General features: G+C 67.4%; 13 protein-coding genes and 1 pseudogene. 7 read left to right on the top strand and 7 right to left on the bottom strand.

What is annotated here, in order from left to right; all coding sequences use genetic code 11:
• Positions 1–40 precede the first annotated feature (40 nt).
• Positions 41–1,114: a redox-regulated ATPase YchF gene (gene ychF / locus DNK52_RS03305; protein WP_110239468.1), complete on the top strand. Its 1,074-nt coding sequence runs from the start codon at positions 41–43 to the stop codon at positions 1,112–1,114.
• A 26-nt stretch (positions 1,115–1,140) separates the two neighbouring features.
• On the opposite strand, the gene DNK52_RS03300 is transcribed toward ychF, so the two are convergent.
• Both DNK52_RS03300 and DNK52_RS03295 read right to left on the bottom strand, forming a co-directional pair.
• Entirely contained in the window at positions 1,141–2,073 is a 933-nt protein-coding gene (locus tag DNK52_RS03300) for an alpha/beta hydrolase (RefSeq protein ID WP_204163346.1), read from the bottom strand.
• Between the two features lie 482 nt (positions 2,074–2,555).
• Positions 2,556–3,692 carry a DUF6544 family protein gene (locus DNK52_RS03295; protein ID WP_162598580.1) on the bottom strand — a complete coding sequence of 379 codons (1,137 nt, stop codon included), beginning with the start codon at positions 3,690–3,692 and terminating at the stop codon, positions 2,556–2,558.
• A gap of 157 nt (positions 3,693–3,849) precedes the next feature.
• Here DNK52_RS03295 and DNK52_RS03290 point away from each other — a divergent pair, with 157 nt between their 5' ends.
• Positions 3,850–4,374 (top strand): DUF7010 family protein, encoded by a 525-nt coding sequence (locus DNK52_RS03290; protein WP_110239464.1) that lies wholly within the window; start codon positions 3,850–3,852, stop codon positions 4,372–4,374.
• Between the two features lie 59 nt (positions 4,375–4,433).
• On the opposite strand, the gene DNK52_RS16250 is transcribed toward DNK52_RS03290, so the two are convergent.
• From DNK52_RS16250 to DNK52_RS03280, 3 genes and pseudogenes are all read right to left on the bottom strand, one after another.
• On the bottom strand, positions 4,434–5,549 hold the full coding sequence (locus tag DNK52_RS16250) for a cation-translocating P-type ATPase (RefSeq protein WP_239455355.1): 1,116 nt from the start codon (positions 5,547–5,549) through the stop codon (positions 4,434–4,436).
• A gap of 94 nt (positions 5,550–5,643) precedes the next feature.
• Positions 5,644–7,167: pseudogene (locus DNK52_RS03285) on the bottom strand (cation-translocating P-type ATPase); the annotation flags it as partial.
• 98 nt (positions 7,168–7,265) lie between these two features.
• Positions 7,266–7,454 carry a hypothetical protein gene (locus DNK52_RS03280; RefSeq protein WP_110239462.1) on the bottom strand — a complete coding sequence of 63 codons (189 nt, stop codon included), beginning with the start codon at positions 7,452–7,454 and terminating at the stop codon, positions 7,266–7,268.
• 132 nt (positions 7,455–7,586) lie between these two features.
• Between DNK52_RS03280 and DNK52_RS03275 the strand changes: the two genes are divergently transcribed.
• Positions 7,587–10,034, top strand: coding sequence for a phosphoketolase family protein (locus DNK52_RS03275; RefSeq protein WP_110239460.1), 2,448 nt, complete (start codon positions 7,587–7,589; stop codon positions 10,032–10,034).
• Between the two features lie 4 nt (positions 10,035–10,038).
• Entirely contained in the window at positions 10,039–11,133 is a 1,095-nt protein-coding gene (locus tag DNK52_RS03270; RefSeq protein ID WP_239455354.1) for an acetate/propionate family kinase, read from the top strand.
• A gap of 93 nt (positions 11,134–11,226) precedes the next feature.
• Here DNK52_RS03270 and DNK52_RS03265 read toward each other — a convergent pair whose 3' ends face one another.
• Positions 11,227–13,011, bottom strand: a complete 1,785-nt coding sequence (locus DNK52_RS03265; RefSeq protein ID WP_162598579.1) for a sensor histidine kinase — start codon at positions 13,009–13,011, stop codon at positions 11,227–11,229.
• A gap of 188 nt (positions 13,012–13,199) precedes the next feature.
• Here DNK52_RS03265 and DNK52_RS16495 point away from each other — a divergent pair, with 188 nt between their 5' ends.
• Positions 13,200–13,412: an HNH endonuclease gene (locus DNK52_RS16495; protein WP_162598578.1), complete on the top strand. Its 213-nt coding sequence runs from the start codon at positions 13,200–13,202 to the stop codon at positions 13,410–13,412.
• Positions 13,413–13,508: 96 nt separating this feature from the next.
• On the opposite strand, the gene DNK52_RS03255 is transcribed toward DNK52_RS16495, so the two are convergent.
• Entirely contained in the window at positions 13,509–13,946 is a 438-nt protein-coding gene (locus DNK52_RS03255) for a GNAT family N-acetyltransferase (RefSeq protein ID WP_110239454.1), read from the bottom strand.
• A 119-nt stretch (positions 13,947–14,065) separates the two neighbouring features.
• Between DNK52_RS03255 and DNK52_RS03250 the strand changes: the two genes are divergently transcribed.
• Together DNK52_RS03250 and DNK52_RS03245 are read left to right on the top strand one after the other, a co-directional pair.
• The gene (locus tag DNK52_RS03250) at positions 14,066–14,914 is read left to right on the top strand and encodes a fumarylacetoacetate hydrolase family protein (protein ID WP_110239452.1); all 849 of its coding nucleotides are present in this window, start codon (positions 14,066–14,068) and stop codon (positions 14,912–14,914) included.
• Positions 14,911–15,855 (top strand): 3-carboxyethylcatechol 2,3-dioxygenase, encoded by a 945-nt coding sequence (locus DNK52_RS03245; RefSeq protein ID WP_110239450.1) that lies wholly within the window; start codon positions 14,911–14,913, stop codon positions 15,853–15,855. Before DNK52_RS03250 ends, DNK52_RS03245 begins: the two co-directional genes overlap by 4 nt.
• The last annotated feature ends 80 nt before the right edge of the window (positions 15,856–15,935 follow it).

Genomic DNA, 15,935 nt, shown 5'->3' with positions numbered 1-15,935 from the left:
GATTGGGAGCGAAACTCCCACGCCCGTAAACTCACCGCTCGTGGCCCTCACCATCGGAATCGTCGGACTGCCCAACGCTGGCAAGTCCACCCTCTTCAATGCCCTGACCAAGAACGACGTGCTCGCGGCGAACTACCCGTTCGCGACGATCGAGCCGAACGTCGGTGTGGTCGGCGTCCCTGACGAGCGGCTGCCCAAGCTGGCCGAGGTCTTCGGGTCGGAGAAGATTCTCCCGGCGTCGGTCGAGTTCGTCGACATCGCAGGCATCGTCCGCGGCGCCTCCCAGGGGGAGGGCCTGGGCAACAAGTTCCTCGCCCACATCCGTGAGTCCTCCGCGATCTGTCAGGTCACCCGCGTCTTCCGCGACGAGGACGTCACCCACGTCGACGGCGAGGTCAATCCCGCCAACGACATCACCACCATCCAGACCGAGTTGATCTTCGCCGACCTCGAAACGGTGGAGAAGGCGATCACCCGGCTGGAGAAGGAGTCGCGCAAGGTCAAGGACCTCGTCGCGAACCTGGAGGCGGCCAAGGAGGCGAAGGAGGCGCTGGAGTCCGGCACCCCGATCATCGCCACCAAGATCGACCGCGCGCTGCTCCGTGAGCTCTCCCTGCTCACTGCCAAGCCCTTCATCTACGTCTTCAACTGCGACGCCGACGAGCTCGCCGACGACGAGCTCAAGACCAGGATGCGTGAGCTGATCGCTCCCGCCGAGGCGATCTTCCTGGACGCCAAGTTCGAGTCCGAGCTGGTCGAGCTGGACGAGGAGGAGGCCGCGGAGTTCCTCGCCGAGGCCGGCGTCACCGAGCCCGGCCTCGAGGTGCTGGCTCGCGTCGGTTTCGACACCCTCGGCCTGCAGACCTACCTGACCGCTGGCCCCAAGGAGTCCCGCGCCTGGACGATCCCCAAGGGCGCCACGGCTCCCGAGGCAGCCGGTGTGATCCACACCGACTTCCAGAAGGGCTTCATCAAGGCCGAGATCGTCTCCTTCGACGACCTGATGGCCGCGGGCACCATGGCCAAGGCCAAGGAAGCCGGCAAGGTCCGCATGGAGGGCAAGGACTACGTGATGGCCGACGGTGACGTGGTGGAGTTCCGCTTCAACGTCTGAACCGACGCGCTGCCTGCCCGCCAGTCTCAGCCGCTGACCGGGACGTGGGCCCGCAGGAACGCCAGTTGGTCGGACACGACCTGGTCGAAGTGTGGTTCCACGTAGGGGTCGAAGTGCCCGCAGTCGTAGACATGGACCGTTGACTGCGACATCTTGGCGGCGGCCCTCTCGGCGACTCGACGTGGCGTGACGGCGTCGTGAGCAGCGATCTGGACCAGCGCCGGGCAGCTCACGCGACTGGCGTGCCGGGCTGGCGAGTAGAGGCCGACCTTGAGAGCGACCCGGGCTGCGACGTAGGTGGGGTAGTCACCCTCGACGAGACCTGATGCGTCCATTTGACGCGCGAGGCCCGGGACGGCATCTGGGGTGGTCATGACTGCGGTCGTGCCGGGGGCACCCACGGCCTCGACGTAGACAGGAGGTCGTCGACGCAACGCCGCGACCTGGTCGCGCACTGCTGGTCGCACCAGACGAGTCACTGGGCCGAAGCCGGTCGCCCGCACGGCTGCGGGACCGCTGACGTGCGGGACCTGGGCGATGATGGCAGCGAGCCTCTCGCTCCGCCCGGCCAGGGTGATGACGTGCCCGCCACCGAACGAGGTGCCCCAGGCGATGAGCCGCTCCGGGTCGGCACCCGGCAGCACGCGAGCAAAGCTCAGCGCAGACCGCCAGTCCTGGAGTTGCATGCCGACGTCAAGCAACTGCCGGGGGCTGCCTTCGCTCTCCCCGAAGCCGCGATAGTCGAAGACCACGACCAGGTAGCCGGCAGCGACGAAGCGCTCGGCATAGGCATAGAGCCGTAGCGCCCGGACACCGCCGAAACCGTGACCCATCACGATGACCGGTCGAAGGATTTCCGTGGCCGAGGGATCCGCTGCAGGGCGATAGACCCGAGCTGCGCACATGGTCCCATCGGAACGGAAGGTCTGCTCCGAGGTGGTGAACGGGAGATCAGACACGTCGGGCACTGGTCCTCCTACGGTGACTCTTGAATGCAAGCAGGGCTGACGGGAGAGTCGCAGTCCCGGGGCATATTGCGTCCGGTTGCCCGCGGACTGGACAACCAAGTCTGGAAGAAGCGTACAAAGTGCTTCGTTGGCGATGTCGCGACGAAGGCCGCCGAGGCGGCCAACGCACTGACCCGTTTCGATGCGTCCATGGCAAACGCGGTGGGGTGGGGAAGAGGTCAGCCCGTTGGCCGCAGTGTTGCTGCGCACGGAGTCTGCGTCGAGCTCACAGATCGAGCAGATCACTGCCGGAGCCAAGGCCCTGGCGTTGGCCAGCATCGGTGAGTCCGATCGTCCGAACGCTGCTCTGGTTGCAGCCAACGCCGCCGACATGGAGAAGGCCATCGCGCTGGCCCGAGAGGCCCTGGGTGGGGTCGGTGCCGATCAGGCGGTCGCGTGTGCTGTCGCCCTCGGCTCGCCCATGCCGGCGTGCGTCACGACAAGGCGTCGGCGGGGATGTTGTAACGGATCTCGTCGAACTCGAGTTCGATGTAGGTGAACCAGCCCTCTGGGTCCTGCCACCGTCCCTCGCCCGTGGTGAGCAGACGACGCCCGTCGCTGTTCCGATACCCCGACAGGGGAGTTGCCCACGTCTGTCGCAAGAAGGACTTCCCGTCCTCCGAGGCGCGCAGACGATCCTCGGAGACGAAGTCGACGAGGTCGCCGGCGGCGTCGAACGTCAGCTCGGCCGAAACCGTCTGGGCGCCGAGGGTGAGGACTCCCCGCACGCGGTTCGCGTCCACGGACGTCCATCGGACGGGTGCATCAACGATCGCCCCTGGCGCCAGGAGGACGAGTTCGTTGAAGACCGTGACGGTCTCGCCCCGGTCCATCTCGGCGCCGGAGGCATCCACGACGGTGACCAACGAGAGGACCTTGGCTCGCATCGTGGCAGTCGCCTCGGCGTACACGTGCAGGACCGTGACCGGAAGTCCGGACCGGGTCGCGTCCATGAGAAACAGGCGCTCCGGTCGCTCCCCGAAGGTGTTGACCTGCTTGCCGGTGAAGGGCATCCACGCTGCGTCCGGGCCGCTGCGAATGCGGCCGCGGAAGTCGGCGTGCAGGCTGGTGACCCGGGGTTTGCCGACAGCTCCTGAGCGGCGAATGTAGTGCGCCAGGGGGTCGGGCAAGCCGACGAGATCTTCCTCGGCCAGCACCGACGGTGCCGCGTCGGCGTCCGCAAGGGCTTGGGTCGCCTGCTCGTCCCACGCGGCGTGAAAACTGGTCGGCCCCACCGACAGGAACCCGTACGCCGCGACCAACGCGAGCAGCACGTTGATGATCGTGCCCATTTTCGCATCGCTCCACGAGGTTCCGATGGCGACCTGGGACACCACCGCGCCCGTCGCGGCGACCGACCACCACCACGTGGGTGCTCCGAAGGCGATCAGGACGGCCGTGGTGAGGACGAGGGCCGCCGCCAGCAACCACAGGACACCGGTCCGGGCCTCAATGGGGCCCTTGAGCTGGGGAACGCTCGCCCACCCGAACCCCTTCGCGACGCCGAGCAGATGGATGAGCCCGTGGCCCACCAGCACCGCGACCAGGATCCAACGGAGAACAGTGCCCATGCTGACCAGTCCCTTCTCCACCACTCTCCTCCCTATCGCTGTCGCGCGTTAAACGCCGCGGTGTGGCGCGGTACGTTGCACATTCAGGTGGCCTCGGTGCCACTCACCGTGAGACTCGCCCACCGCGAGTCCCACCTCGCGACGTCGGACGGCCAGCATGGAGATCGCACAAGCGCAGCAGGACGTACGCACCATCTATCGCGGCGGTGGGGTGGGCGCCTTGGTCTCAGCGGTCGTGTGGGCCGTGGCCGCAGCGATCGGGCAGTGGGTCGACATGGATCTCGCCGTGGTCGTGCTCTTCGTCGGTGGCGCGTTGATCTTCCCCATCGGGTCCCTGGTCCTGCGGCTGCTGGGCGGCCCGGCGGCTCTGCCCAGCGGCCACCCGATGATCGGCCTGGCGATGCAGGCCGCCTTCATCGTGCCCATCGGGGTGATCCTGGCCGCGCTGGTCTTCTCGGAGCGCCCAGAGTGGTTCTTCCCGTTCGCGGCGTGCATGGTCGGCGCCCACTACCTGCCCTTCATCTTCCTCTACGGGATGAAGGAGTACGGCGTGCTCGCGGCAGTGCTGGTGGTTCTGGGGCTCGGCCTGGTCTTCGAGCCGCAGGGAGTGACGACCGCGGCCTGGATCACTGCAGGCGTGGAGTTGACAGTGAGCCCGCTGCTGTTGCGGCGTGGTCGGTGAGGGGGCTGGCGCAGTGACGAGCGCCCAGGCGGGGCGTGCCCCAGTCCGAGCAGCATGCGTCAACGGCGATCGTTCAGTCGCAGCAGCAGTTTGCGGAGTTCGTCGTACCAGAGCACGACCGAGCCGAGTGCGACGCACGCGGCCCACTGGGTCAGGTCCATGGATGCCGTACCAAAGGCGACCTGGAGGAACGGCGTCTCGACGACCGCGACCTGTAGGGCCACCCCGAGACCGATCGCGCCCCACAGCCACTTGTTGGCGAAGAGGCCGTGGAAGGCGCTCGATGTCTCCGACCGCGCATTGAGGGAGTTGAAGAGTTGTGCGAGGACGAGGGTGGTGAAACCCGCGGTGCGGGCGACGTCGAGCGACTGACTGCCCGCGACGAGGCCGCCGGGCAGGAACAGGTCGATCGCGAAGAGGGTCGAGAGGGCCATGACCAGGCCGATGGACACGATGCCTCTCCACATCCGGGCGTCGATGGCCCGGTCCGTCATCTTGCGAGGTGCCCTTGCCATCACGTCGTCGATCTCTGGATCGATCCCCATGGCGAGGGCAGGTGTCGAGTCGGTGATGAGGTTGATCCAGAGGATCTGGGTGGCCAGCAACGGCAGCACGACCGCGGACCCGTCGCTGGCCTCGTTGAGGCCGATCACCCCGGCCAGGACGACGCCGAGGAAGACAGTGAGCACCTCGCCCACGTTGGACGACAGCAGGTACCGCAGGAACTTCTGGATGTTCTGGAAGATGACGCGACCCTGACGCACGGCAGCGACGATCGTGGCGAAGTTGTCGTCGGCGAGGATCATCCGCGCGGCCTCTTTGGTGACCTCGGTCCCGGTGATGCCCATCGCAACGCCGATGTCGGCTGACTTGAGCGCAGGCGCGTCGTTGACCCCGTCGCCGGTCATGGACACGATCTGCCCGTCGGACTGCAGCGAGTCGACGAGCCTGAGCTTGTGCTGTGGCGCAACCCGGGCATAGACGGAGACCTCACGCGTGAGGGCACGCAGTTCTGCGTCGTCGAGGGTGTCCAACTCGACACCGGTCACGGCGCGGCCGCCAGCCTCGATGATCCCGAGGTCGGTCGCGATGCGGCTCGCGGTGGCCGGATGGTCTCCGGTGATCATGATGACGCGAATGCCGGCTCGACGTGCTTCCGCGATGGCTCCGGCCACCTCGGAGCGCGCGGGGTCGATGATGCCGACGCCCCCCCACGTAGACCAGGTCCTGTTCCCAGGATTCGTCGATCTCGACGTCACCGTCGCGGGAGTGGTCGCTCGCCTTGCGGTAGGCGACTCCGAGGGTGCGGAACGCGTCGGCGGAGAGGCTCTCGACCTGGGCGAGGAGCTCGGCCCGGATCTCCTCGGTGAGCGGGACGGTCTCGCGCCCGACCTGCTGCCTGGTGCAGTGGGACAGGAGTACGTCAGGCGCACCCTTGCTGAGCAGGACGTGGGTGCCGTCGGTCGATTCCTGGTGCAGGGTCGACATCATCTTGCGTTGGGAGGTGAAGGGAATCTCGCCACGGCGCTCGAAGCGGCTCATGCGCTCGGTGGTGCCCTCGAGCTTGCGGGCCGCGACGAGGAACGCAGCCTCGGTCGGATCCCCGACGATCTCCCAGGCGCCGGCCCGCTCGCTCAGCTGTGCGTCATTGGCGAGCGAGCCTGCCGCGAGAAGAAGCCGCGCCTCATGCAGGTGAGCGTCGACGAGCGGGCCTGCAGCACTGCTCACCTTGCCGTCCGGTCTGTACCCGACCCCACTCACCTCGGCGGTCCCCGACGCCGTGACGATCCGCTGGATCGTCATCTCGTTCCGGGTGAGGGTGCCGGTCTTGTCCGTGCAGATGACCGACGCCGACCCCAGCGCCTCCACCGAGCTGAGCTTCTTGACGACGGCGTTGCGCTTGGCCATCCGTTGCACACCGATGGCCAGCACGACCGACAAGATCGTCGGCAGGCCCTCGGGCACTGCGGCGACCGCGAGGGAGACCCCCAGCAACAGCACGATCACCAGGTCGCTCGCCTCGGTGACGCCGTTGACCAGGATGATCGTGAGCATCACGACGAGAGCAATGACGACGACCGCGGTCCCGAGCATCTTGCTGATGCCGGCCACTTCATCCTGCAGAGGAGTGGGTTCCTCGACGGTGGCGTCCAGCATCTCCGCGATGGCACCGACCTCGGTGTCCATCCCGACGCCGGTGACGATCCCGCGTCCGTTGCCCTGGGCCACGGCGGTGCCCTTGAACGCCATGTTCAGCCTGTCGCCGAGGGGCACCTGGTGCCCCAGAGTGGCCGGGTCCTTCGTGACTGCCTCGCTCTCCCCCGTCAGGGAGGCCTCCTGGACGCGCAGCGAGTTCGCGCTCAGCAGACGTACGTCCGCTCCCACGGCGGCGCCCTCGTCGAGCACCAGCACGTCGCCCCGCACCAGCTCCGCGGAAGGAATCGTACGGAGCTCGCCGTCCCGCAGGACGGTGGATGCTGCCGCGGTCATGGTGCCGAGAGCCTCCACGGCGTCCTCGGCCCGGGACTCCTGGGTGTAGCCGAGCACGGCGTTCAGCACGATGATCGCTGCGATGACGAGGGCATCGATGGGCGTGCCCGGTGCGCCGTCGATGAACCAGGCGATCAGCGAGATCGTGACTGCGGCGAGCAGCAGGTAGATGAGGGGATCCTGGAACTGGGCGAGGATCTTTCGCCACGCCGGCACCGCTTTCCTGCCGCGCAACTCGTTCGCGCCATCGGTGGCCAGACGTCGGGCGGCCTCCTGCTCGGAGAGACCGGTGGTCGGGTCCACCCCCAGCTCTCGACCCACGTCGGCAACGTCCAGCAGCGATGGGTCGCCGAGCAGCTGCGTACTCGGTGGACGCACGTCCGTGCGGACCCTACGAGCGGTCAACGAGGCGTGTGCGAGCGACGAGCAGCCGCGGCCGCACCAAGCACGAGACCGACGCTCGCACCCACCACGAGACCCGGTGCAAGGAAGGCCGAGCCACCCAGTGCTGCGCCGACGGCGAGCCCGACTCCGGCTCCGAGCACCATCGCGTTGGGCACCAACAGGGCCCGTGTGTCGTCGACCGGCATGACAGTTACCCCCCACTTCAACGCCGCCACGAGGCGACTGTTTCGACCATACGCCTCAGGACGGGTCTGCCGCCCGCCACGACCCGTCGATGCCCTCGACGCGGACGTGACTCACCGCTAGCGTCGAGGAGCATGGGTGGACGCAGCGTCACAACCAGCACCATCAGTGGACGACCGTTGGACCGGGAGGACCTGCACCGCATCGACGCGTGGTGGCGGGCGGCGAACTACCTGTCGGTGGGTCAGATCTACCTGATGGACAACCCGCTGCTGCGCGAACCCCTGCGTCCCGAGCACGTCAAACCGCGCCTGCTGGGCCACTGGGGCACGACGCCGGGCCTGAACTTCATGTACGCGCACCTCAACCGCGCGATCATGGCGCGCGATCTCGACATGATGTACGTGATGGGTCCGGGCCACGGCGGCCCCGGCCCGGTGGCGGCAGGGTGGCTCGAGGGGACGTACAGCGAGGTCTACCCGGACATCAGCCGGGACCTGGCCGGGATGCATCGACTGTTCAGACAGTTCTCCTTCCCCGGCGGGATCCCGAGCCACGTGGCCCCCGAGACGCCCGGCTCGATCCACGAGGGCGGCGAGCTGGGGTACGCGTTGTCCCACGCCTACGGTGCTGCCTTCGACAACCCCGACCTCGTGGTCGCGGCAGTGGTGGGGGACGGGGAGGCGGAGACCGGACCCCTGGCCGCGAGCTGGCACTCCACCAAGTTCGTGGACCCGCGCCGCGACGGTGCCGTCCTGCCGATCCTGCACCTCAACGGCTACAAGATCGCCAACCCCACGATCCTGGCTCGCATCCCCAGCGACGAACTCACCTCCCTGCTCCGCGGCTACGGGCATGCTCCCTACCTGGTCGAGGGGTCCGATCCCGACCAGATGCACCAGGCCTTCGCCGCCACCCTCGACCACTGCCTCGACGAAATCGCCGACATCCAGCACGAGGCGCGTACGTCTCGGAGGCAACCGGTCGCACGACGTCCGTGGCCGATGATCGTGCTGCGCTCACCCAAGGGGTGGACCGGGCCCGAGACGGTCGACGGACGCCAGGTCGAGGGCTCCTGGCGGTCCCACCAGGTGCCGTTCTCCCGCGCCCGTGAGGACGACGCGCACCGGGCTGTCCTCGAGAAGTGGATGCGCAGCTACCGACCCGAGGAGCTCTTCACCGACGACGGCGCTCCGATCGAGGAGATCGCCGACCTGCATCCCGTCGGCGACCGGCGGATGAGTGCCACCCCCCATGCCAACGGTGGGCTGCTGCTGCGCGACCTGGACATGCCCGACTTCGGCTCGTACGCGGTCGAGGTGGCGGCCCCGGGCACCGGCGCGGTGCCGGCGACCAAGGTGCTGGGCGGGTTCCTGCGAGACGTGATGGCCGCCAACATGGACCGCTTCCGGCTCTTCTCCCCGGACGAGAACAACTCCAACCGGTTGCAGGACGTCCTCGACGTCACCGGGCGCGCCTGGAACGCCGAGATGCTTCCCACCGACGACGACCTGGCCGTCGACGGCCGGGTGATGGAGATCCTCTCCGAGCACACGTGCGAGGGCTGGCTGGAGGGCTATCTCCTGACCGGCCGGCACGGACTCTTCTCCTGTTACGAAGCCTTCATCCACCTCGTCGACTCGATGTTCAACCAGCACGCCAAGTGGCTCAAGGTCAGCAACGACATCGCCTGGCGCAGACCGATCGCGTCGCTGAACTACCTGCTCACCTCGCACGTGTGGCGCCAGGACCACAACGGCTTCTCCCACCAGGACCCGGGCTTCGTGGACCACGTGGTCAACAAGAAGTCGGACGTCATCCGCGTCTACTGCCCGCCGGACGCCAACACGTTGCTCTCCGTGGCCGACCACTGCCTGCGCACCCGCCAGTACGTCAACGTGATCGTCGCCGGCAAGCAACCGGGCCTGCAGTACCTCACGATGGACGAGGCGATCGTCCACTGCACCAAGGGCATCGGGATCTGGGAGTGGGCCAGCACCCACCCCGACCAGGAACCCGACGTGGTGCTCGGGTGCGCAGGCGACGTCCCGACGATGGAGGCCCTGGCGGCGGTGAAGTTGTTGCGTGGGTTCTTCCCCGACCTCGCCATCCGATTCGTCAACGTGGTGGACCTGATGCGTCTCCAGGACGCCCGGGAGCACCCCCACGGTCTCTCCGATCACGCCTTCGACTCAGTGTTCACCCAGGACAAGCCGGTCATCTTCGCCTACCACGGGTACCCCACGCTCATCCACCGGTTGACCTACCGGCGGCGCAACCACGACAACATCCACGTCCGCGGTTACAAGGAGGAGGGCACCACGACCACGCCGTTCGACATGACTGTGCTCAACCAGGTCGATCGCTTCAACCTGGCCATGGACGTGATCGACCGCGTACCCCGCCTGCAGACCGTCGGGGGACCGGTCCGCGAGGCCATTCGGGACAAGCTGATCGAGCACAGGATGTACATCCGCAGCCACGGCGAGGACCTGCCGGAGATACGCGGCTGGCAGTGGCAGCCGGATGCTGGACCCCGGACAGGGACGTCGGATCCTGCTCAGAACAACCCGAAGGGCTGAGGGCGTGCGGATCCTGGTCGTCAACGCTGGCTCCAGCAGTCTGAAGCTCTCCGTACGCGACGGTGAGCGCGAGGTGGCCGCCACCACGGTCGAGAGGTGGGAAGGCGGTGGTCACGGCGCGCCGATCCGGGACTTCCTCGAGGAGAACCCGACCCCTGACATGGTGGGTCACCGCGTCGTCCACGGCGGACCACGCTTCACCGAACCCGTCCTGGTCGACGACGAGGTGCTCGACTACCTCGACTCGATCACCAACCTCGCGCCGTTGCACAACCCCCGTGCCACAGCCGCGATCCGCGAGGTCGCGAAGCTCCTGCCGGGCACCCCGGCGGTGGCCTGCTTCGACACCGCCTTCCATGCGAGCCTGCCTCCGGCTGCGAGCACGTACGCCCTGCCCAAGGAGTGGAACGAGCGATGGCAGTTGCGTCGCTACGGGTTCCACGGACTGAGTCACGCCTACGCCGTACGCCGCGCCGCGGAGGTGCTGGGACGTGATCTCCGCGAGATGCGCGTCGTCTCCTGTCACCTCGGCGCCGGGGCATCCCTGGCGGCGGTCCGGCACGGCCACTCGGTCGACACCACCATGGGATTCACGCCGCTGGCAGGCCTGGTGATGGTCACCCGCTCCGGATCTGTTGACCCCGGCATGGTGCTCTGGCTCCTCCAGAACGCGGACCTGACACCCACGCACCTGCGTGACGTCCTCGAGCACCACTCCGGGATGAAGGGACTGTCGGGGACCAGTGGCGACCTGCGCGACGTCCTCGCGGAGCGCGACAACGGCAACCAGGACGCGGCGCTGGCCTACGACGTCTTCGTCCATCACCTCCGCCGGGAGATCGGAGCGATGGCCGCGAGCGCCGAAGGGCTCGACCTGCTCGTGGTGACCGGAGGCATCGGGGAACACTCCAGCCGGCTGCGACGCGACATGGCGACCGGACTGGAACACCTCGGCGTCCGCATCGACCACCCGGCAAACGAGTCCGCGCACGGCGACACCGACATCAGTGGCCCCGAGGCAACTGCGCGCACCGTGGTGATCAAGGCCTCCGAAGAGTCGGAGATCGCCAGGGAGACGGCGAGTCTGGCGCCGTCGTGACGAACCCTCCCAGGAGTGTGCTCTGCACCGGGGCGCCTTGGTGTCGGGGCACCGTGGTGCCGTGGTGTCGGCGGCGCGCAGTCGGCGCAGTGCTCAGGGGGTCAGCGTCACGCCGCGGACCTTGCGAGCGGGGGCGTGCGCAGTGGGGTCCGCAGCAGGCAGGGTGAACCAGAACGTCGACCCGTCGCCGTCGCTCTCTGCCCAGATCCGCCCGCCGTGGTTGTGCACGATCAACTGGGAGATGGACAGTCCCAGACCCGCGCCGCCCTTCTGCCGACTGTCGTCCTCCTCGATCTGGTGGAAGCGCGCGAAGATTGATTCCAGTTGGTTGCTGGGGATGCCACGGCCTTGGTCGTGGACCGAGAACACGACTTCGCCGCCCTGACGCCGGGCCCGGACCGTCACCGTGGTGCGATTCTCGGAGAACTTCAGCGCGTTGCCGAGCAGGTTGATCAGCACCTGCACGATCGGGTCGGGCTCGCACCACGCGTACGAATCGTCCAGCTGGGTGTGCACGTCGATGTCCTGCTGCGCGGCCAACGGGGAGAGGGTCTGTACCGCTTCGGTCACCAGGGCATTCACCGACTGGACGCTGGGGTCCGTGACGAACACTCCGCCATCGAGCTTCTCCAGGTCGATGATGTCGTTGACCAGCCTGGAGAGTCGCTCGCTGCCCCTGGTGGCCGTGGAGACCATCCGTAGGGCGAGAGGTGGGAGCTGGCCGGCGTCGCCGTCCTCGAGCATCTCCAGGGCCCCGCGGATCGCGGCGAGCGGCGTACGCAACTCGTGGCTGGTTGCGGTGATGAACTCCCGCTTGAGAGCGTCGAGGCGTTCGTAGTGAGCGGTGAGCTCCTCCATCTCCCGGGTGCGCTCGTCGATACGACGCTCCAGCTCCCCACGCAGCTGCCAGGAAGCGCTCGTCAGGGTGACCTGACGTACGCCCAGGGTGATGACGGTGGCGACGGCCAACACGGTGGAGACCTGGTCACGAGGACCGATCAGAGTGGCGAGTGCCAGCGCGCCGAGACCGAAGAGGTCAGCCACCACGGGCCTCACCGAGCCGGGCAGGTTGCGGCGCAGCTCTCTCCGTGGAGTCGGCACATGGACGGCCACCGCAGCTGAGGCGGCGAGCATCAAAGGCGCCAAGGTGTAGCCGACGTCAGCCCACGTGCCCGTCAGATCTGTGCCGCGGGCCGTCAGGAACACATAGCCGTTGTCCGCGAAGGAGTAGACGACGTACGCCATCCCCAGCAGCACCGCGTCGGGCCTGGGCGCGCCCTCGCTGCGCACCAGTACCAGCAGCATCAGCGCCGCACACCAGGCAGAGATGAGGGGGTAGATGCTGAGCAGGGCCTCGTCCACGACCGGCAGGTCCGACTCGTAGGCCCGCCGCAGCACGAGCGTGTAGGTGACGAAGGTGATCGACACGACCAACAGGGCGGCGTCGATGAGCAACGGTCGCCACATGGCGCCAACGAGGTGGAGGACGGGATAGCAGAGCAGACCCAGGCCCGCGGGGACAAAGGCGATGAGGTACACGATGTCGGAGAGCATGGCCTGCGGTGTACCGGTGAGGGTTCCGGTGGACAGGGCGTCCGCCACGGCGTAGATGGCCATGTAGATGCCGAGCATGCTCCAGGAGAAGCGCATGGCCCCGCTCGTGAGCAGCGCGGTACGCGCAGCGAGCCCCGTCGCCACCAGCGCAGTGAGGACACCGATCCGGCCGTCGGAGTGCCAACTGTCGTCGTTGCCGGGGTGCAGCACCAGGACGGTGCAGACCAGACCGAGCGTGATGAGGGCGCCGAGGGTGTACACGAGCGACCGCGAAAGGGTCATCGTGCGAAACCGGCCGTCTTCGCCCACGTCGCTCTTGCTCACTTCTGGGGGTGTGATCTCTACGCGGCACCTTCTGGACCGTCCGTCAATGGTCGCACCTGACCTGCGGAGGCGGAGCCGATTTGTTGAATGGGCGCCCTGTGACGTCCAAAAGCAGCTGCTCGTCGTCACATGGGCTTGGAGTACCTGCTCGATGAGGTTGTGTCTCAGGTCTTCCGCTCCGCGCACTGTTGCTGCGCGACAAGAGCTGCAGGACCGAGGGCTGCCACATCCCCGGCACATGGTCCGAAGCGCAGTACCTCATCGCCTGGTCGCACGGCGGGGTGACAGATCTTCAGAACGCAGCCCTTCTGTGCTCCAAGCATCACCACCGGGCCCACGACCCCGGCTGCGACATGACCACGTTGACCAACGGAGACCTCAGGTTCCACCGGCGAGGGTGAGGGTGCGACACCTCACCCCACTCATGGCTGCCGTTCCGGAAGTTGGGCCAGCAGATCTCCGTGCGCCCGCTGCGGTGGGTTCTCCGATCCCGCCGGTCAAGGCCTGGGCGCGCGCACCATGTAGACGTCGATCGGGTCCTCGCGCTCGATCGTGAACGAATGGCGCGCGTACAGCCGCTGGGCCGGACTTCCGCTGAGGACGTTGAGGCGGAAGGTCGCGGACGGTCCGTGTTCCGCCAGCACGTGGGAAAGAACTGCCGTCCCGATGCCTTGCCCCTGGAGGGTCGCATCGAGGTAGAAGTGTTCGAGCCGGTGCGCGTCGGGCGTTCGCCGTACCGCAATGCAACCGACAGGCTTCGTCGCCACCTCGATGACGTGCGTCGACGAAGCGTCGAACCCGGCGAGAAAACGCCGCCGCACGCGCTCGGGATCGAACCGGCCCAGTCGCTCGAGGTCGGGCCGCATGACGTCGGCGCGCAGCTCAGCGATCCAGTGCGCGTCCCCGTCCACGCAGGGACGCAGTTGCCAGGCCATGCAGAGAGTCTGCAGCGTGCGGGGGAGCGGCGGTGACGCAGGTCACGGCAACCTCTTGACGTGTGCTGCTTTTCACGTATTCTCTTTTAAAGAATGCATTATTCGTCCAAGGAGGCATTGTGAAGTACCTGAGTTTCCAGTTGTCCGGCGCGAGCACGTGGGGCGCCTCTGTCGGGGGTCAGGTGTACGACCTGGGCGCCACGGGTGCAGGTGTGGCCGCCACCCTGCGCGACGCCATTGCCGCTGGCCTGCTGGCCGACTCACTGGTCGATGGGCTGACTCCGGTGGCCGATGAGCGGGACGTGACCTTCCTGCCGGTCATCCCCGAGCCCGGCAAGATCATCTGCGTAGGCGTCAACTACCGCTCCCACCAGGAGGAGACGGGCAAGGCGGAGGTCGGTTCTCCCACCCTTTTCCCGCGCTTCGCCGACACCCAGACTGCCCATGGGGTCCCGGTCGAAATCCCGGCTGTCGCCCAGCAGTTCGACTACGAGGGCGAGCTCGCCCTGGTGATCGGCAAGCCTGCGGTCAAGGTGCCCGCGGCCGATGCATTCGACGTCATCGCCGGCTACTCCATCTACAACGACTTCACCGTCCGGGACTGGCAGCGCGCCACCACCCAGTGGTTCCCGGGCAAGAACTTCCCGAAGACCGGCGCCATGGGCCCGTACTTCGTTCCGGCCTCCGAGATCGAGGATCTGGACTCCGTCACCCTGGAGACCCGCGTCAACGGGGACGTCCGCCAGAAGACCACCATCGAGAAGATGCGCTTCGACATCCCGACCCTGATCGAGCACATCTCCACCTTCACGCCGCTCTCACCCGGCGACGTCATCGTCACAGGAACCCCCGGTGGCGTCGGTCTCTTCATGGACCCGCCGGCCCTGCTCAACGCCGGCGACGTCGTCGAGGTCGAGATCACCGGTCTCGGGGTGCTGCGCAACGAGATAGTCGCGGAAGAGTCGTGACCGTCCTCGCCTGCGCGATGTCTCACTCGCCGCTGATCGGCGAGATCGAGCCGCCTCCGGGCGTCCTCGGTGAGATCGACGCAGCTGTGACGCAGGTGCGTGAGGCGATCGAGGCGTTCGACCCGGACGTCACCGTCATCCTCGGACCTGACCACTTCAACGGTGTCTTCTACGACATGATGCCGCCGTTCTGCATCGGTTCGGCTGCCCAGAGCATCGGTGACTGGGGCACGCAGGAGCGCGCCCTGCCGGTCGACGCCGATCACGCCGGGCGGCTGGTGCGGGCCTCGCTGGAGGCCGACATCGACGTGGCCCAGTCGGAGCGGATGTACGTCGACCACGGCATGACGCAGACGCTCGAGATGCTCTTCGGGGCTGACTACGAACGCCCCGTGGTGCCGGTCTTCGTCAACGCGGTCGGACTCCCCTTGGGACCGATGCGTCGAGTGCGGGCCTTCGGCGAGGCGATGGGAAGAGAGATCGCCACGTGGGGGGAGCGGGTCCTCGTCGTCGGATCCGGCGGACTCTCGCACGACCCGCCGGTGCCGAAGTTGGCGGGTGCCTCCCCGGAGGTGCGTGAGCGACTGATCGATGGTCGCGAGTACACCCCCGAGCAGCGCACCGAGCGGCAACGTCGCGTCATCGAGGCGGCACGCACCCAGGTGAACGAGGGTGTCGGGCAACAGCCGCTCAACGAGGACTTCGACCGACTGGTCCTCGACACCCTCCTCGAGGGCAGCATCGAGGACGTCGACCTCTGGGCCAACGACTGGATGGCCGCCGAGGGTGGCGGGTCCGCCCACGAGATCCGGACCTGGGTGGCCACCTTCGCGGCCGCGCGGGTCGCAGCCGGTCGTACGCCCAAGGTTGCGGGTCGTTGGTACTGGCCCGTCCACGCCTGGGGCACCGGTTTCGGTATCGCCCTGACAGAGCCCATCTGAACGGGCCCATCTGAACGGGCCCATCTGAACGGGCCCATCTGAACCAGACCAGCCTCGGCTGAACACCCCGATCTGTCACG

The organism is Nocardioides gilvus (genome assembly GCF_003194605.1).
Taxonomy (GTDB): domain Bacteria; phylum Actinomycetota; class Actinomycetes; order Propionibacteriales; family Nocardioidaceae; genus Nocardioides; species Nocardioides gilvus.
This window is presented reverse-complemented; position numbering and strand designations above follow the sequence as displayed.